Raw genomic sequence first — 17,181 nt, forward strand, 5'->3', positions numbered from 1 at the left:
GCCCAGCCGAGACGGTAGGGTGGGCAAGTCCCTTGCCCACGCGTCCAGCCAGAACTGATGCCGCCCGACGGCGGCGATGTCAGCCGCGCTTGCGCAGCCGCAGCTTGCCCACGATCCCGACCGGGAAGAAGTACACGGACAGGACGAACAACACGCCAAGCCACAGCATCCAGCGGTCCGGATGCAGCGCCGCGGCCAGCAGCGGCACGCCTTCCAGCGCGCCGGAGGCGTGGGCCATCAGCTCCTTCAGGTAGTTCTGGGCCAGGATGAAGAGGGTGGCGCCGACCACCGCGCCGTACATCGTGCCCATGCCGCCGATCACGACGATCAGCAGGATGTCGGTCATGATCTCGAAGCCGAGCGAGGTTTTGGGGCCCACATAGCGCAGCCACAGCGCCATCAGCGCGCCGGCCAGCGCCGCGACCAGGGCCGCGATCACGTTCGCCCAGATGCGGTAGAACATGGTGCGGTAGCCCAGCGCCTCGGCGCGGAACTCGTTCTCGCGGATCGCCTGCAGCACGCGTCCGAACGGCGAGTTCACCACGCGCAGCAGGAACAGGAACAGCAGCAGGCAGCCAAAGAACACGACGTAGTAGGTGATCAGCTTGCCGTCGATCGAGCGGCCGAACACTTCGTTCTCCGCCAGCGTGAAGCCGGGCGAGAGCAGTTCCGGCACGCTGAAGGTCTTGCCGTCCTCGCCGCCGGTGAAGTCGGACAGTTGCGAGGCCAGCACACTGAACGACGCGGCCACCGCGAGCGTGATCATGGCGTAGAAGATGGCGCGCACGCGCAGCGCGAACAGGCCGACCACCAGCGCAAGCGCCAGCGTGAGCACCAGCGCGATCGCAAGGCCGGCGAACACGTGCGACCAGGTCGGCTCGTCCACGCTGGACAGCGCGATGCCCACGCCATAGGCGCCGATCCCGTAGAACATCGTGTGGGCGAACGAGACGATGCCGGTGTACCCGAGCAGCAGGTCGTAGGATGCCACCAGCACGATGTACACGCAGATCGTGGCGGCCGTGTTGAGCGGGCGTGCGCCCGTTACCAGGAAGGGCGCGCAGGCGAGCGCGGCGAGGATCAGCACCAGCACCAGCGACAGCGCGCGGCTACGGGGCAGGTCGGCGGAAAGAAGCGAATTGAGCATGGGGTTCACCGCGATTTCGAATAAAGCCCGGCCGGGCGCCACAGCAGGATGGCGATCATCAGGATGATGTTCGACACCAGCGCCACTTTGGGCGCGAGAAAGCCCGCGTAGTTGGCCACCAGCGCCATGAGCAGCGCGCCGATGAAGCAGCCGCCGATCGAGCCGAGTCCGCCGATGATGACGACGATGAAGATCATGACCATCGTGTCCGCGCCCATCGAGGCGGTCAGGTTTTCCTTGTACAGCCCCCACATCACGCCGCCCAGGCCCGCGAGCGCAGAGCCGGCCGCGAACACGGCCACGAACAGGCGGCGGATACGGTAGCCGAGCGCCTCGACCATTTCGCCGTTCTCCACGCCGGCGCGGATCAACAGGCCCAGCTTGGTGCGGTTCAGGACCAGGAAGATCGTCAGGAACACGGCCAGGCCAACGACGACCGCGACCAGCCGGTATTTTTCGATGGCGGCGTCGCCCAGGATCAGCGATCCGCGCAGCGTGGCCGGCAGCGGCAGCGCGATCTGCTCCGGGCCCCAGATCACGTTGATCAGCTGCTCGGAGACGATCATGCCGCCCATCGTCACCAGGATCTGCTTGAGGTGCTGGCCGTACACCGGCATGATGATCACGCGCTCGAACGCCCAGCCAAGCACGCCGGTGACGAGCATCGCAACGATGAGGGCGAGGCCTAGCGCGCCAAGGTTAGCCGCCAGCGACTCGGCCTCGAGCCAGCCGTGCATCGGCAGCAGGACCATGGTGGCGGCGAACGCGCCCACCGACACGAAGGCGCCGTGGCCAAAGTTCAGCACGCTCATCAGGCCGAACACGAGCGTCAGCCCGCTGGCCATAATGAAGATCATCATGCCCATCGCAAGGCCGGCGACGCTCAGGGTGACCCAGGTGGGAAAACTGCCGACCAGCGGCAGCATGGCCAGCATCAGGGCCGGCACCAGCAAGAGCGGCGCGATGTCGCGCTTGGCTGCGGGCAGGCTCTCTTGCTGGGCAAGGGGAAGGGAAGCACTCATCGATGAAGTCCTATTGGTGCGAATCGAGCGACAGGCCAAGCAGGCGCGTCTGCAGTTCGTCGTCGTCGGCCAGCTCGCGCATGGAACCCGCGTGCACCACGCGACCGTCATCCATGACGCTCACGCTGTCGCCCAGCGTGCGCACGAAGTTGAAGTTCTGCTCGACCAGCAAAATGGTGGTGTCGGTGTCCTTGAGTTCGCGGAAGGCCGCCATCAGGCTTTGCACGATCGCCGGCGCCAGGCCCTTGGTCGGCTCGTCCACCAGCAGGAGCTTGCGCGGCTCGACGATCGCACGGGCGATCGCCACCATCTGCTTCTGCCCGCCCGAGAGGTTCCCGGCCGGGTAGTTCCAGAACTTCTTCAGCGCCGGGAAGAAGCCGCAGATCCAGTCCACGCGCGCATTGTCGAGCGCGCCGCTGCGGGCCGCCAGGTACAGGTTCTCGCGCACGGTCAGTTCGGAGAACACGGCCATGCTTTCGGGGACGTAGGCAATGCCGGCACGCGCGATGTCGGGCGTGGACATCCTGGTGATGTCCTGGCCGTCGAAAGTGATGCTGCCGGCGCTGGCCTGCCACAGGCCCATGATGGTGCGCAGCGTGGTCGTCTTGCCCGCGCCGTTGCGGCCCAGGAGCACCGACAGGCCGCCGCGCGGCACCACCAGGTCCACGCCCTGCAGGATGTGGTACTGGCCGATGTGGGTGTGCACGCCGGACAGCGTGAGTAATGGATCAAGCTGGTTCTGGCGTTCCAAGATAGGCTTCCTGTACGATCTGCGATTGCATCACTTCCTGCGGCTTGCCGTCCGCGACCAGCGTGCCGTTGTGGAGCACGATGATGCGGTCGGCCAGCGCGCGCACCACGTCCATCTTGTGCTCTACCAGCAGCACGGTCTTGTTGGCGTCACGCTTGACCTGGTGGATCAGGTCCAGCACCACCGGCACCTCGTCCACGCTCATGCCGGCGGTCGGCTCGTCGAACATCATGATCGAAGGTTCCAGCGCGAGCAAAATGGCCACTTCCAGCTTGCGCTGGTCGCCGTGCGACAGTGTGCCGACCATGGTGTCGCGCCGCCCCATCAGGTGCACGCGTTCCAGGTAGTGCTCGGCGCGGGCGATCAGTTCCTTGTGGCTGGACCAGATCGAGAACATGTTCATGCCGGCCCCCGCGCGCGCCTGCACCGCGAGCCGCACGTTTTCGATCACGGACAGGTGCGGGAACAGGTTGGTGAGCTGGAACGCGCGGCCGATGCCAAGGCGCGTGCGGCGCGCCGGCCCGTGGCGCGTGACCTCATGGCCGTTGATGAAGACGCTGCCCGAGGTCGCGGGCAGCTGCCCGGACACCAGGTTGAAATAGGTGGTCTTGCCGGCGCCGTTGGGGCCGACGATGACCGTCAGCGTGCCCGGGTAAAAGTCCGCCGTCACCGCGTTCACCGCGACGTGGCCACCAAAACGGATGGTCAGGTCGCGGGTGGACAGCGACGGCTGCTGTTGCGAGTATGCGGTCATGCGATCAGCGCTTGTTCGTCACCGGCAGCGGCAGTTCCTTGGCCGGGATCTCGCGCACCAGTTCCAGCAGGTCCCATTCGTTCTTCTGGTCCTTCTTGATGCGGAAGTGGTACATCGGCTGCAGCGCCTGGTGGTCTTCCTTGCGGAAGGTCATGGTGCCTTTCGGGGTCTCGAACGACATGCCTTCCATCGCCGTGACCAGCTGCTCGCTGTTGGCGCTCGGGACCTTGGACAACGCGGTGAACACGGCGCTGGCCGCGGCCATGCCGCCGGCGGTGAACATGTCGGGCGGTGCCTTGTAGCGCTTGGTGTGCTCGGACACCAGCCAGTCGTTCATCTTGTTCTTCGGGAAGCCGTAGTAGTAATAGATCGTGCCTTCGGTGCCTGCGTAGGCCTTCCAGGTCTTCATGATCGGCAGCAGGTTGCCGCCCGGCGCCAGCGCGATGCCATAGCGTTCCGGCTTCATGTCGGCGATCTTGTTCATCGGGTTGGGACCGGCCCACACGATGGCCAGCACGCGCGGCTGCGGCTTGTCCTTGAGCGCGTCGAACAGGCGCTGCGACGGCGCGGTGAAGTCGGTCGCGGTGGCGGGCGCATATTCCTCGTGCACGACGGTGGCCTTGGAGCCGGTGGCCGCCAGTGCCTGCTTGCCGGCCTTGATGGCGTCGCGGCCGAAGGCGTAGTCCTGTGCCAGGAACCCGATCGAGCCGCTCTTGAGCGTGCTGGCCGCGGCCAGCGCGTCCTGCATCGAGTTGCGCGCGGTACGGAAGATGTACTTGTTCCACTTGGCGCCCGTGATCTCGTCGGCCACCGCCGGCTCCACCACCAGCACCTTCTTGTATTCCTTGGCCACCGGCAGCATGGCCAGCGCCGAGCCGCTCGAGGTGGTGCCCACCGCGATGTCGGCCTTGTCGTCGCCATAGGCTTCGGCCAGCAGGGTGCGGCCCAGGTCCGGCTTGCCCTGGTCGTCCTTGACGATCACCTTGATTTTGCGGCCGTTGATTTCCATCTTGCCGCCGGTGAGGTATTCCAGGCCCATCATGAAGCCGGTCTCGGTCTCCTTGGCGTAGGACTCGAGCACGCCGGTCTTGCCGGCGATGAGCGCGATCTTCAGGTCGGGCGCAGCCAGCGCGCAAGTCGAGAACAGGGCGGCGAACGCGCCGGCCAGTGCGAGGCTCAAGGGCTTGGCGAGGGGTGTGGTGCTGTTCATGTGAGTCTCCTAGTGATTTCTGCTTACGCGACCTGCGCCATGAAGCTGCGGATCGCGGCGAGGGCCTCGGGCTCGGTGAGCATCGGCGCATGGCCGACGTTCGGCACCTCGGCGTAGCGCAGGTCGGGCGCCGCCTTGCGCATCCATGCAGCCTGCTGTTCCTCGACGAGGTCGGACAGCGTGCCGCGAATGAGCAGGGTGGGGCGCTTCTTTGCCAGGCGCTTGAACGCCAGCCGTGCGGCAAGCGAGGTCGGCCTCAGTTTACCCGTTTGCAACGCAATCGCAATATTCGGGTCATAGCGCGCCGCCAGGCGCCCTTCGGCATCCTGCTCGAATGCGCGGCGCGCCCATTTGAGCCATTCGTCATCCGAGTTGTCGGGGAAGGCACACTGGTTGATGTCCTTGATGTAGCCCGCTGCTTCCTCCCACGAGGTGAGCGAGGCGGACTTGCCGGTGTAGCCGGCGATGCGCGCCAGGCCCTTGGGCGAGATGACGGGCCCGATGTCGTTGAGGATGGCACCGGCGATCAGGTCAAGGTTCTTGGCCGCGAGCGTCATCGTGATCAGGCCACCCATCGAGGTGCCGACGAACACGGCGCGGGCGATGCCCAGGTCGTGCATCAGCTTCTCGACGTCGCCGGCATACACCAGCGGGCTGTAGTTGTCGGGGTTGGGGTCGCGCTGCGAGTGGCCGCGGCCGCGCACGTCCACGGCGATGACACGCCGGCCAAGGCGCGCGATTTCGGGCGCGATCTCGTCGAAATCGGAAGAATTGCGGGTCAGGCCGTGGATGCAGATGACGGGCAGGTGCGCTGGCCCCGCGCTGGCGGCATAGTCGCGGGCGTACAGCGCAAGGCCGTCGGTGCTGGTAAAGGTGATCGGTGTGAAGTTGGACACGCTGGCGGATCCTCTCGGGTCAGGCGGATTCGGGGTCGAAAGGGTGCAACCGGCCTGGCCGGCGCCTTTGTGGGGCGCCAGCCAGGTGATGCTGACTACTGTGGGATCGCTAGATCAGAAGCGGTACTCGACCGTGCCCGACACGGTGCGCGGGGCGCCGTAGAACGCGCTCAGCGTACCCTCGTTGCCGAGGGTCTGGAACAGGTAGCCACCGGTCTTGTAATGCTCGTCGGTCAGGTTCTTGCCATGCAGGCCAACACGCAGGCGGCCGTCGGCGCGGGTCCAGACCACGCTCGCATCGACCAGGTGGTAGGACTGCTGGTCCAGGTCGGACGGGGTCTCGAACTGGTAGGTCTTGCTCTTGAAGGCGTAGCTGGCCATCAGCGAGGTGGTGCCGTTGTAGCCCATCAGCGGGGTCGGGATGTCGTACGTCGCGCGGATGTTGCTCGAGTTGCGCGGCGTATTCTGGAAGTAGCGCTTGTCCGCCACGTTCACGCCGGCCACGATGTACTCCTTGTACTTGGCGTCGATGTAGCTGTACATGCCGGCCAGGGTGAACTCCTTGGTGATGTGCGCGATCGCCTCGAGTTCGACGCCCTTGATCTTGGCCTTGCCCGCGTTCGTGGTCACGCCTGCGAAGGTGTCGTCTTTGCCGTCGCCGTTGGTGTCGATCGCCACCGAGCCCGGGATCTGCACGTCTTTGTAGTCGCTGTGGAACACCGCGGCGTTGGTGGTGATGCGGCCGCCGTTGAACGAGGACTTCAGGCCCAGTTCGGTGGTCTTGATGGTCTCGGGGCTGTAACCCTGGCGTGCCTTGGCCACGGTCAGCTTGGTGCCGACCATGTTCATGCGCGGGTCGAAGCCGCCGCCCTTGAAGCCTTCGGAGTACGACGCGTACACGTTGTGGTCGGCGTTGACCTTGTAGTTCAGCGCGATGCGCGGGGTGAACTTGGTGTCGCGGCGGCTCAGGTCGGGCAGGTCGGTGTCCGGGATCGCGGTCAGCTTGGTCGCGGCCGGGTTGCCCAGGTACGGCGAGCCCTTGCCCAGGTAGCTCTGGCGGTACAGCGCGGCGTCGCGCTTGTCCACGGTGTAGCGGCCGCCGAGGGACAGCTGCAGGTCCGGGGTCAGGTTGTAGCTGCCGTCGATGTAGGCGGCCCAGGCCTTGGTGCCCACGTTGGCGCTGGTGTAGGTGCTGGCGATGAAGGCCGGGAAGCCGACGATGGTGTCGAACTGGTTGAACGCCGTCGCGTCCATGTAGTACACGCCTGCGGTGCCCTGCAGGTCCTTGCCGCTGTAGGTGGCGTTGAACTCCTGGCTGAACTGCTTGTTCGAGTACTCGGCGGGCACCTCCAGGTCCACCACCGGCAGCGCGTCGAAGTCGATCGGCGCCCACGAGTGGTCGCGGCGGCTGGCGGTGATCGACTTCAGGGTCACTTCCGGCGTCACGTTGTATTCGACCAGCGCGGACACGCCGTGGGCGCGGATTTCCTGCTCGTGGCCGTTGGTGGTGATCATCTCACCCTGGGTGTCGTACACGTTCGACAGGATCGGGAAGCCGCTCTTGCGGCCAACCATCAGGCGGTGGCCGTTCTTCGGATTCGAATCGTCCTGGGTGATGTCGCCGGCGATGCGGATGAACAGGTCCTGGGTCGGGGTGAACTCGGCCGACAGGCGGGCTGCGGTCAGGTCCTTGTCGTAGTTGCCTTTGCCGGTGACGAGGTTGGTGCCGTAGCCGTCACGCTTGAACTTGGCGATGGTGCCGCCGATGCGCGCGGTGTCCGACAGCGGGGTGCTGGCGGTCAGCACGCCTTCCTTCTGGCCGTAGTCGCCCACGGTGGCGCGCACGCGCACGTCGGTTTGCGGGGCCAGTTTGCGGGTCACGTACTTGATGGCGCCGCCGATGGTGTTGCGGCCGTACAGGGTGCCCTGCGGGCCGCGCAGCACTTCGATGCGCTCGACGTCGTAGATATCGGCCACGGCCGCTTGCGGGCGAGCCAGGAACACGTCGTCCATGTAGATGCCAACGCCGGATTCGAAGCCGGCAACCGGGTCGGCCTGGCCGACGCCGCGGATGAAGGCGGTCAGCGTGGTGTTGGTTGCGCGCGACGCTTTCAGGGTGGTGTTCGGGATGCTGTTGGTCAGGCCGGTCAGGTCGGGGATGGCCTGTTTGGACAGCTGGTCGGCGCTGAAGGCAGTGACCGAGACCGGGACATCCTGCAGCGTCTCTTCGCGGCGGCGTGCGGTGACGACCACTTTTTCGATGTTGTTTTCCGAGGTCGCTGCCGGTGCCTGGCTGTTCGCTTCCTGGGCGTAGGACACGCCAACGGTGCCGTAAAGGGCGAGCACGGCGGCGGCGGTACGGGTAAGCAGCAGCGGATTCTTCTTGGTAAGACGCATTGTTGTCTCCTAATTTTTGGATTTGCGGCATGCGTTCAGTCGCACGGTCGAAGTGTGCCCTTGTTGAGTTTGGATGAAAAGATGGCAAGCTCGCCCACCCTTTGTGCAGAAATGCACACCCCCTGCGCACCAGCTCGGTGCAAGAGCGGGAAGGGGCCGGACCGTACTGTTTGCACAATTTCTGTGCATACACAAACTGTTGTGCCAAAGCGATTGCCGGTGCAATGTGCGCTAGTGCACAATATTCCAAACTGACATCATTTTCTTGCCTATGAACATCCTGCCCGAGTGGACCGACCTGCGCTTTTTCCTGGAACTGGCGCGTGCCGGCACGCTGTCGGGCGCCTCGCGCCGGCTGGAGGTGGAGCACACCACGGTGGCGCGCCGCATCGACCGGCTCGAGGCGCAGCTGGGCACCACCTTGTTCGACCGCTCGCGCGAGGGCTACGAGCTGACCGAGATGGGCCAGACCCTGCTGCCGCACGCCGAGGCGATGGAGGGCGCGGCGCTGGCCGCCGCCGAGCAGCTGGTGGGCGCGGAGGTGACCGCGCACGGCGTGGTGCGGCTGGGGGTGCCTGAGCTGTTCGGCGTGCGCGTGGTCGCGTCCTTGCTGGCCAGCCTGCTGCGCGACCATCCGGATTTGTCGATCGACCTCCTGGTGCTGCCGCGCTTTGCCAACCTGGCCAACCGCGAGGCCGACATGGGCGTGATGCTCGACCCGCCCACCACCGGCCGCTACGTGGTCACGCGCATGGCGACCTTTCGCATGTACCTGTACGCCTCGCCCGAGTACCTGGCGCGCCACAAGCCGATCCACTCGCATGCCGACCTTGTGCACCACGATTTCGTCGACTACGTGCAGGACCGGCTGGCCAGCCAGGAGCTGTCGTACCTGAACGAACTGGGCTTCACCCCGCGCCGCCGGCTGTGCTGCACCGGCATGACGGCGCAGGTGGAAGCGGCCAAGGCCGGCCTGGGCCTGATGCTGGCGCCGCCCTACGCCATTCCCGACGACGGCCGCCTGAAGATGGTCCTGCCGGGCTTTTACGCCGAGCGCTCGTACTGGCTGGCCGCGCCCACCGACCTGTACCGGTTGCAGCGCGTACGCGCCGTGTGGAACTTGCTGCGCGAGCATGCCGACTCCCATCCGGAGCTGTTCATGCACGAGGCGCCAGAGCCGAGCATGCAGCTGTAATCAGCCGCGCATGCGGAACGGATTGCGCTCGTTCAGTTCGTCGATGTAGTCGTCGATGCCGCCGGCTTCGCGTTCGAGGAAGCGTTCGATCGCGTCCGCGAACGCCGGGTGCGCCAGCCAGTGCGCGGACCAGGTGCGGGTGGGCAGGAAGCCGCGCGCCATCTTGTGTTCGCCCTGCGCGCCCCCTTCGAAGGTCTGGATGCCCTGTTCGATGCAGAATTCGAGCGGCTGGTAGTACGCGGCCTCGAAATGCAGGCAGGGCACGTGTTCGATCTCGCCCCAGTAGCGGCCGAACAGGGTGTGCTCGTCATGGATCACGAGCGAGGCGGCAACCGGCTTGTTGTCGCGCTCGGCCAGCACCAGCAGGATATTCTCGGGCATGGATTGGCCGATGCGCAGCCAGAAGTCCAGGTTCAGGTAAGGCGTCGAATGGTGCGCCGCGTAGGTGTGGCGGTAGCAGCGGTTGAAGAAGCGCCAGGCGGTGTCGTCCGCGTCCACCCCGCGCACGCGCCGGAGCGTCACGCCCGCTTGCGCCACCTTGCGCCGCTCGGCGCGAATGTTCTTGCGCTTTTTCTGTTCGAGCGTGGCCAGGAACTCGTCGAAGCTGGCGTAGCCCTGGTTCAGCCAGTGGAACTGCACACCCTGGCGCAGCATGAAGCCGGCCTGTTCAAGCTGGCGCGCCTGTTCCTCCGGCGGGAACAGCACATGGGTCGATGACACGCCGGACGCTTGCTGGGTCGCCGTGAGCACCTCGATGAGCGCCGCGCGCGCCTGTGGGTCACGCGCGAGCAGGCGCGCTCCGGCCACCGGCGTGAACGGGATCGCCGACAGCAGCTTGGGGTAGTACTCGAAGCCGTGGCGCTGGTAGGCATCGGCCCAGGCCCAGTCGAACACATACTCGCCGTACGAGTGGTCCTTGACGTACAAGGGCAGGGCGGCGGCCAGCGCCTGGCCGTCCCATAGCGTGATGAACTGCGGCTGCCAGCCGGTCGCGGCGCTCGCGCTGCCCGACTCGTGCAGGGCATGCAAGAATGCGTACGACAGGAAAGGGTTGGCTGCTTCCTGCGCCCGAACCAGCCCATCCCAGGCCGCCTGGCCAATCTCGGCAAGAGAAGAAACGATATGCGTGCGATAATTCAAAATTACTTCCGTACCAAAGATGGCGCCTCATGATGCAGGCATGTGCCCAAGCGAGAATCTCGTCATGAACAACCGATTTTTCAACCTCTACTCCCACCACTTCGCGCGGGTGGCGGTGGCCAGCCCGGTCTGCAAGGTGGCGGACCCGGCCTTCAATGCGCTGCAAACCATCGAGCTGGCCAAGCAGGCGGCCCAGCAGGGCTCGGTGCTGGTGGCGTTCCCGGAGCTGGGACTGTCGGCCTACAGCTGCGACGACCTGTTCCACCAGCGCGCGCTGCTGGACGGTTGCGAGCGGGCGCTGGCCAGCGTGGTGGAGGCCTCGCGCGCACTGCCCGTGGCGATGGTAGTGGGGCTGCCGCTGAGGGTCAATCACATGCTGTTCAATTGTGCGGCCGTCGTCGCCAACGGACAGGTGCTGGGCGTGGTCCCCAAGAGCTACCTGCCCAATTATGGCGAATTCTACGAATCCCGGCAGTTTGCGCCCGCCGATTGCGCGGCGGTGGACCGGATCGAACTCTTCGGCGCCGACGTGCCGTTCGGTCCCAACCTGCTGTTTGAAGTCGAGAACCTGCCGTTTTTCCGCTTTCATGTGGAGATCTGCGAGGACGTCTGGGTGCCGGTGCCGCCGTCCTCGTTCGGGGCCATGGCCGGGGCCACGGTGCTGGTCAACCTGTCGGCATCCAACGTCGTGGTGGGCAAGAGCGGCTACCGCCACCAGCTGGTGAGCCAGCAGTCGGCGCGCTGCATGGCGGCCTACCTGTACACCTCGGCCGGGCGCGGTGAGTCGTCCACCGACATGGCATGGGACGGCCAGGCACTGATCTACGAAAACGGCACGCTGCTGGCCGAGTCCGAGCGCTTTCGCGACGACTCGCACATCATTTTTGCCGACGTGGACCTGGAACGACTGTCGCAGGAGCGCATGCATGCCACGACCTACGCGATGAACGCGCGGCGCCATGCGCAGGAGCTTGCCAAATTCCGGGTGTTGCGCTTTGCGCTGGCGCTGCCGGTGGACCGCACGCTGCCGCTGGCGCGCGCGGTGGAACGCTTCCCGTACGTGCCGGCCGACCGTTCGCGCCGCGACGAGCGCTGCACCGAGGTGTACAACATCCAGGTGCAGGCGCTGGTGCAGCGGCTGTCGGCGATCGGCGTGAACAAGGTCGTGATCGGCATTTCGGGCGGGCTCGACTCGACCCACGCGCTGCTGGTGTGCGCCAAGGCGTTCGACCGGCTTGGCCTGCCGCGCGCGGACATCCTGGCATACACCATGCCGGGCTTTGCCACCAGCGAGCGCACGCTGCGCCAGGCGCGCGAGCTGATGCGCGTGGTTGGCTGCTCGGCGCACGAAATCGACATCCGCCCGAGCTGCATCCAGATGCTTAAGGACCTCGGCCATCCTTACGCCGAAGGCAAGCAGGAGTACGACGTCACGTTCGAGAACGTGCAGGCGGGCGAGCGCACCAGCCACCTGTTCCGCCTCGCGAACCACCACAACGCGATCGTGATCGGCACCGGCGACCTTTCCGAGCTGGCGCTGGGCTGGTGCACGTTCGGCGTGGGCGACCAGATGGCGCACTACAACGTGAACGCGAGCGTGCCCAAGACGCTGATTTCGCACCTGGTGCGCTGGGTGGCCGAGACGCACCAGCTGGGCGAGGGCGGCTCCGAAGTGCTGATTAACGTGCTGGAAACCGAGATCAGTCCGGAGCTCGTGCCCGGCAACACCGACGACGGGCGCCCGGCGCAGATCACCGAGAACGTGATCGGCCCGTACGAGCTGCAGGACTTCACGCTGTACTACACGCTGCGCTACGGCTTTCGCCCATCGAAGGTCGCCTTCCTGGAATACAGCGCATGGAAGAACCGCGATGAGGGCGCCTGGCCCGACGACATCAAGGCGTCGCGCAACGAGTACGACCTTGCCCAGATCAAGCGGTACATGAAGATCTTCCTGTGGCGCTTCTTCAAGACCAGCCAGTTCAAGCGCTCGACCGTGCCCAACGGGCCGAAGGTCGGCAACGGCGGCTCGCTGTCGCCGCGCGGCGACTGGCGCGCGCCCAGCGACTCGGAAGCCACGGTGTGGCTGGCGGACCTGGACAATATCCCGGGGTAGGGTGGGCGTTCGGCTGTGCACTGCACAGCCTCACCTACCCACGCGTTCAAGCAGCGCGTGAATGACCGGATCAATAAATGAAACAACTCAAGGAGCACAGATGAAACAGATCACTGCCGTTATCAAGCCGTTCAAACTGGACGAGGTGCGCGAGGCGCTGGCCGAGGTCAACGTGACCGGCCTGACCGTGACCGAAGTGAAGGGCTTCGGCCGCCAGAAGGGCCACACCGAGCTGTATCGCGGCGCGGAGTACGTGGTGGATTTCCTGCCGAAGGTGAAGATCGAGGTGGTGGTGGACGAAGACGTCGCCGACCAGGTGGTGGACGCGATCATCAAGGCCGCGCGCACGGGCAAGATCGGCGATGGCAAGATCTTCGTGCAGAACATCGAGCAGGTGATCCGCATCCGTACCGGCGAGACCGGGCCGGACGCGGTTTGACGCGCTCGCGATAAACCGTCGTTCCGGCGAACGCCGGAACCCATGCTGAGTGTGAGCGGATGCGGCGCACACCTTCGCTGTTGCACGCTCAGCATGGGTCCCGGCTTCCGCCGGAACGACGTATCATGGGGCGCGGTTATCGCCCCAGCCGCATGTCAAACCGCCACGTCACCAGCCGCAAGCCGGTGATGAACAGTGCGCTGACCCACAGCGCCAGGTCATACGGCAGGTCCACCGCCCGCATCAGCATGAACAGCCAGTTCCCCAGGAACGCGCAGATCGCGTAAGGTTTGCCGTCCCTGAACACCATCGGCACCTCGTTGCACACGATATCGCGCAGCACTCCGCCGAAAATCCCGGTGATCACGCCCATCATCGATGCGATGAACAGCGGCATATGCACGTCCAGCGCCGACGACACGCCGGCCACCGAAAACAATCCCAGCCCGATCGCGTCTGCGATCACGATCAGCCGTTCGGACAGGATGTGCCTGAGGGTGCGCATCAGCGGCATGGCCACCAGCGCGAGCACGAAGATGAGGATCGCGTATTCCTGGTGGATGACCCAGAACAGGGGACGCTTGTCGAGCAGGATGTCGCGCAGCGTACCGCCGCCGAATGCGGTGATGAAGGCGACCGTGAAGACGCCGACCAAATCCATGCGCTTGCGGCGCGCCTCGATGAATCCCGAGAACGCGCCGACCAGAATCGCCATGATTTCTACGAACTTAATGAGATGCATGCAACTGCAGTGTTGTTATTGTGGCGATGTTGCTAGCCTAACATGACACCCGTGTGTCACGTAAGCACGCTTCCCGCGCCGATTCCGTTGCTTTTTCGCCGCGTGCTTGCTTGCCTGTGCCGGCAGACGTTGCTATATTGATCGGCAATAATTCATCAGTTGTTGAATTATTGTCGCTTGGTACCCGGCTTCAGGCACACCGCCTTGAACCCGGCTGCGCAATATTCGATCATGCGCGGCGCAATGGCCGCGATGTCGGACGACTTGCACATGCCGTTCGACAGCCGGTCCAGGCGCCCGGTGTCGGACAGGGTGAGCGTGAGCGAGCCGGTGAGCATGTGGTAGCTCCAGTACAGGTCTTCGCGTCGGGCCTGGGGCATCACCTGCTGCAGCAGGTCGATCAGGCGGGTGACCACCGGGTCGAAGTAGCGCGTCATGGTTGCGCCACCGAGTTCGCTGGTGTTGTTCAGCTGTGCGATCAGGGTGAAGTAGTTTTTCCAGCCCGGGTCGGCGTGGCGCGCGGGGGCGAGCAGCGGTGCGAGGAAGGCCGCGATCACACCTTCCGCCGTCATGCTGGCGCCGGCCGCGGCGGCATAGGCCTCCATGGCCGCGACGCGTTCGGCGTTGACGATGTCGGCGCGGCGCATGCAGACCGCGTCGAACAAGCCCTGCTTGGTGCCGAAGTAGTAGTGGGCGAGGGCTGTGTCCACCTGCGCGTGCGCGGCCACGGCGCGCATGGTCACACCGTAGAAGCCGTGTTTGGAGAACAGGTCTTCGGCCGCGTCGAGGATGCGCGCCGACGCTTCGGGATTGCCGTCGGTCTTGCGCGGCCGTCCTACCGTTGCGCTTTTGCGCCCCGTGCTGGCGGCTGCCGTGGGGGTGTCAGTCGGGGAGGCAGGCTTCACATTCAAGGAGAGATGGATGAAGTTGATCGACGCATTTTACACAAGCGAGTGCGCGCGGGAGCACCCATGAACAACGCACTGACCATCGCCGGCCTGGTGACGCGTAGCGCGCGCCATCGTCCGGAGCACCTGGCCGTGGTCGCCAGCGGCCAGCGCCTGACTCACCACGATTTCAACCTGCGCGTGAACCGGCTGGCCAACGGCATGCTGGCCGCCGGCGTGCGGCGTGGCGAGCGCATTGCCACCTTGCTGCCCAATTGCCTGGAGCTGCTCGACATCTACTGGGCCGCGGCCAAGATCGGCGCGGTGGCGGTGCCGCTGTCGCCCATGCTGCTGGCGCCAGGGCTGGCGAGCCTGCTCGACGATTCGGGGGCGGTCATGCTGTTTACGACCGGCTCCCTGCTTGACCTGGCAAGGCAGGCAGCCGCGCTGGCGCCGCGACTGTCGGGCTGCCGGTTGGTGCTCGTCGGTGAGGACGCGGACCCGGCCGCCAGCTATGCCGCGCTGCTCACGCATGGCGATGCCGAGCCGGTCCTGCCGTCGCCGGTGGCTCCATCTGACCTGTACAACATCATGTACACCAGCGGCACCACCGGGCAGCCGAAGGGCATCATGCTGAGCCAGCAGGTGCGCGCCATGTATGCGCTGCTGTGTTCCAGCGTGTTTCGCATCGGGCCGGAGTCGGTCGTGCTGGCCACCGGCTCGCTGGTGTTCAACGGCGCCTTTGTCACGATGATGGGCGCGTTCTTCGCTGGCGCCACCTACGTCGTGCATGGCCAGTTCGATGCCGAGGCCCTGATCGACACCGTCCGACGCGAGCGCGTCACGCACATCATGCTGGTGCCGTCGCAGATTATCGCGGTGCTGGCCTCACCGCGCTTTGCGCCCGAGCACCTGGGGTCGCTCCAGATGATCCTGTCGCTGGGCGCGCCGCTGCACAGCCACCACAAGGACGAGCTGCAACGGCTGCTGCCGGGGCGCTTCCACGAACTGTACGGGCTGACCGAGGGCTTTTTGACGATCCTCGACAAGACCGACGCCACGCGCAAGGCCGGCTCGGTCGGGTGTGCGCCGCCGTTCATGGACATGCGCATCGTGCGCGAGGACGGCAGCGACGCGGCGGCCGGCGAGATCGGCGAGATCGTCGGACGCGGTCCGATGCTGATGGACGGGTACTTCAAGCGAGCGGACCTGACGGCGGCGGCGCTGGTGGACGGCTGGCTGCACACCGGGGACGTGGGCTACGTGGATGAGGAAGGCTTCCTGTACCTGGTGGACCGCAAGAAGGACATGATCGACAGCGGCGGCGTAAAGGTGTACCCGCGCGACATCGAGGAACTGCTGGTGGAGCATCCCGCCGTGCTGGAGGTGGCGGTGTTCGGCGTGCCGCATGAGAAGTGGGGCGAGACGCCGCTGGCGGCGGTGGTGCTCAGGGAGCCGGGATCGGTGGACGGCGCCGCGCTGAAGGAGTGGCTCAACGGCCGTGTCGGCGCGCGCTTCCAGCGGGTGCAGGAGGTGGTGGTGCTGGAGGCGTTTCCGCGCAATGCAGCGGGCAAGGTGCTCAAGCGGGCGTTGCGGGAGCCGTATTGGGAGGGGAGGGATACCAAAATCTGAGCCTGCCTCCAACCACGAAACCGTCGTCCCCGCGGAGGCGGGGACCCATGCTGAGTTCGCCGAAATGCGGCTTCAGCATGGGTTCCCGCCTCCGCGGGAACGACGGTTTCAGGCAAGCTGTTTGAAACACGCTGTCGGTCGGGCCGCCAGCGTTTTAAACCAGCCGGCGTCAGTGGTCCAGCAGCGCGTGCCGCAGCAGCACGATCAGCGCGCCGTGCCCACCATCCTTCTTGCCGGCCACACAGAACGCCACCACCTCCGGCTTTTGCACCAGCCAGCTGTGCACCATCCCGCGCAGTACCGGTTCGCCGCCGGCGGAGCCGTAGCCCACGCCGTGGATCACGCGCAGGCAGCGCACGCCGCGCCGGTTCATGCGGTGCAGGAAGTCGTTGAGGATCTCGCGCGCCTGGTCGCGCGTGTAGCCGTGCAGGTCGATCTCGTCCTGCACCGGCCAGTGGCGCTTGCGCAGCTTCTTGAGCACGTCCGGCCCCACGCCCGGCTGGGCGTAGGCGAGTGACGGGTCTTCGTCGAGCAGCCCGTCCACGTCGAACTGGTCCGACAGCATCGACTCGCGCAGCACCGCCGCGTCGTCCTCTTCCTGGGTGGCGAACTTGCGCTTTTCCGTCAGCGGCTTGGCCGGCGGCGGGGGCGGGCGGTACACGTAGCGGTCCGATTCGGGCAGCTTGTGCACGTCCTTCATCGCGCCCTTGAACTCGACCGCACGCTCGCGCGCGAGCCGCTCCTGCTTTTCGCGCTCGGCTTTTTCCATGGCGCGAACGCGTTCGTCTTCCTTGAGCTTGTCGCGCAAGCCCTTCAGGTCATCGAAGCTTTTCAGTCCCGCCATTACCTTGCC

The 17,181-nt window shown here is 65.7% G+C and carries 15 protein-coding genes; 4 read left to right on the forward strand and 11 right to left on the reverse strand.

Going from position 1 to position 17,181, the window contains the following annotated elements; genetic code table 11:
- Positions 1–79: 79 nt before the first annotated feature.
- The 7 genes from NX773_RS12400 to NX773_RS12430 form a co-directional block, all read right to left on the reverse strand.
- On the reverse strand, positions 80–1,147 hold the full coding sequence (locus tag NX773_RS12400; RefSeq protein ID WP_258856617.1) for a branched-chain amino acid ABC transporter permease: 1,068 nt from the start codon (positions 1,145–1,147) through the stop codon (positions 80–82).
- Positions 1,148–1,152: 5 nt separating this feature from the next.
- Positions 1,153–2,169 (reverse strand): branched-chain amino acid ABC transporter permease, encoded by a 1,017-nt coding sequence (locus NX773_RS12405; RefSeq protein ID WP_258856618.1) that lies wholly within the window; start codon positions 2,167–2,169, stop codon positions 1,153–1,155.
- A 10-nt stretch (positions 2,170–2,179) separates the two neighbouring features.
- On the reverse strand, positions 2,180–2,920 hold the full coding sequence (locus NX773_RS12410; protein ID WP_307728528.1) for an ABC transporter ATP-binding protein: 741 nt from the start codon (positions 2,918–2,920) through the stop codon (positions 2,180–2,182).
- On the reverse strand, positions 2,898–3,674 hold the full coding sequence (locus NX773_RS12415) for an ABC transporter ATP-binding protein (protein ID WP_258856619.1): 777 nt from the start codon (positions 3,672–3,674) through the stop codon (positions 2,898–2,900). Before NX773_RS12415 ends, NX773_RS12410 begins: the two co-directional genes overlap by 23 nt.
- A gap of 4 nt (positions 3,675–3,678) precedes the next feature.
- Positions 3,679–4,884 (reverse strand): substrate-binding domain-containing protein, encoded by a 1,206-nt coding sequence (locus NX773_RS12420; RefSeq protein WP_258856620.1) that lies wholly within the window; start codon positions 4,882–4,884, stop codon positions 3,679–3,681.
- A gap of 23 nt (positions 4,885–4,907) precedes the next feature.
- Complete coding sequence (locus tag NX773_RS12425; protein WP_258856621.1) at positions 4,908–5,780, reverse strand: alpha/beta fold hydrolase; 873 nt, start codon at positions 5,778–5,780, stop codon at positions 4,908–4,910.
- A gap of 114 nt (positions 5,781–5,894) precedes the next feature.
- The gene (locus tag NX773_RS12430; RefSeq protein ID WP_258856622.1) at positions 5,895–8,177 is read right to left on the reverse strand and encodes a TonB-dependent receptor; all 2,283 of its coding nucleotides are present in this window, start codon (positions 8,175–8,177) and stop codon (positions 5,895–5,897) included.
- A 271-nt stretch (positions 8,178–8,448) separates the two neighbouring features.
- Here NX773_RS12430 and NX773_RS12435 point away from each other — a divergent pair, with 271 nt between their 5' ends.
- Complete coding sequence (locus tag NX773_RS12435; protein WP_258856623.1) at positions 8,449–9,372, forward strand: LysR family transcriptional regulator; 924 nt, start codon at positions 8,449–8,451, stop codon at positions 9,370–9,372.
- On the opposite strand, the gene NX773_RS12440 is transcribed toward NX773_RS12435, so the two are convergent.
- Positions 9,373–10,512, reverse strand: a complete 1,140-nt coding sequence (locus tag NX773_RS12440; RefSeq protein WP_258856624.1) for a GNAT family N-acetyltransferase — start codon at positions 10,510–10,512, stop codon at positions 9,373–9,375.
- Positions 10,513–10,576: 64 nt separating this feature from the next.
- Here NX773_RS12440 and NX773_RS12445 point away from each other — a divergent pair, with 64 nt between their 5' ends.
- Both NX773_RS12445 and NX773_RS12450 read left to right on the forward strand, forming a co-directional pair.
- A complete protein-coding gene (locus tag NX773_RS12445) occupies positions 10,577–12,628 on the forward strand; it encodes an NAD(+) synthase (RefSeq protein WP_258856625.1) in 2,052 nt (683 codons plus the stop codon).
- Between the two features lie 100 nt (positions 12,629–12,728).
- Positions 12,729–13,067, forward strand: a complete 339-nt coding sequence (locus tag NX773_RS12450) for a P-II family nitrogen regulator (protein WP_258856626.1) — start codon at positions 12,729–12,731, stop codon at positions 13,065–13,067.
- A 136-nt stretch (positions 13,068–13,203) separates the two neighbouring features.
- Here the strand turns inward: NX773_RS12450 and NX773_RS12455 are convergent, their stop codons facing one another.
- Entirely contained in the window at positions 13,204–13,809 is a 606-nt protein-coding gene (locus NX773_RS12455) for a trimeric intracellular cation channel family protein (protein ID WP_258856627.1), read from the reverse strand.
- Between the two features lie 167 nt (positions 13,810–13,976).
- The gene (locus NX773_RS12460; protein ID WP_258856628.1) at positions 13,977–14,714 is read right to left on the reverse strand and encodes a TetR/AcrR family transcriptional regulator; all 738 of its coding nucleotides are present in this window, start codon (positions 14,712–14,714) and stop codon (positions 13,977–13,979) included.
- A 66-nt stretch (positions 14,715–14,780) separates the two neighbouring features.
- Here NX773_RS12460 and NX773_RS12465 point away from each other — a divergent pair, with 66 nt between their 5' ends.
- Positions 14,781–16,328: a class I adenylate-forming enzyme family protein gene (locus tag NX773_RS12465; RefSeq protein WP_258856629.1), complete on the forward strand. Its 1,548-nt coding sequence runs from the start codon at positions 14,781–14,783 to the stop codon at positions 16,326–16,328.
- A 169-nt stretch (positions 16,329–16,497) separates the two neighbouring features.
- Here the strand turns inward: NX773_RS12465 and NX773_RS12470 are convergent, their stop codons facing one another.
- Positions 16,498–17,172, reverse strand: a complete 675-nt coding sequence (locus NX773_RS12470) for a Smr/MutS family protein (RefSeq protein ID WP_258856630.1) — start codon at positions 17,170–17,172, stop codon at positions 16,498–16,500.
- Positions 17,173–17,181: the final 9 nt, after the last annotated feature.

The sequence above is a fragment of the Massilia solisilvae genome (assembly GCF_024753215.1).
GTDB lineage: Bacteria > Pseudomonadota > Gammaproteobacteria > Burkholderiales > Burkholderiaceae_D > Telluria > Telluria solisilvae.

Coding starts and splice junctions, on each gene's coding strand:
- NX773_RS12400 (WP_258856617.1), bottom strand. CDS start 1,147: ATGCTCAATTCGCTTCTTTCCGCCGACCTGCCCCGTAGCCGCGCGCTG.
- NX773_RS12405 (WP_258856618.1), bottom strand. CDS start 2,169: ATGAGTGCTTCCCTTCCCCTTGCCCAGCAAGAGAGCCTGCCCGCAGCC.
- NX773_RS12415 (WP_258856619.1), bottom strand. CDS start 3,674: ATGACCGCATACTCGCAACAGCAGCCGTCGCTGTCCACCCGCGACCTG.
- NX773_RS12420 (WP_258856620.1), bottom strand. CDS start 4,884: ATGAACAGCACCACACCCCTCGCCAAGCCCTTGAGCCTCGCACTGGCC.
- NX773_RS12430 (WP_258856622.1), bottom strand. CDS start 8,177: ATGCGTCTTACCAAGAAGAATCCGCTGCTGCTTACCCGTACCGCCGCC.
- NX773_RS12435 (WP_258856623.1), top strand. CDS start 8,449: ATGAACATCCTGCCCGAGTGGACCGACCTGCGCTTTTTCCTGGAACTG.
- NX773_RS12445 (WP_258856625.1), top strand. CDS start 10,577: ATGAACAACCGATTTTTCAACCTCTACTCCCACCACTTCGCGCGGGTG.
- NX773_RS12450 (WP_258856626.1), top strand. CDS start 12,729: ATGAAACAGATCACTGCCGTTATCAAGCCGTTCAAACTGGACGAGGTG.
- NX773_RS12455 (WP_258856627.1), bottom strand. CDS start 13,809: ATGCATCTCATTAAGTTCGTAGAAATCATGGCGATTCTGGTCGGCGCG.
- NX773_RS12465 (WP_258856629.1), top strand. CDS start 14,781: ATGAACAACGCACTGACCATCGCCGGCCTGGTGACGCGTAGCGCGCGC.
- NX773_RS12470 (WP_258856630.1), bottom strand. CDS start 17,172: ATGGCGGGACTGAAAAGCTTCGATGACCTGAAGGGCTTGCGCGACAAG.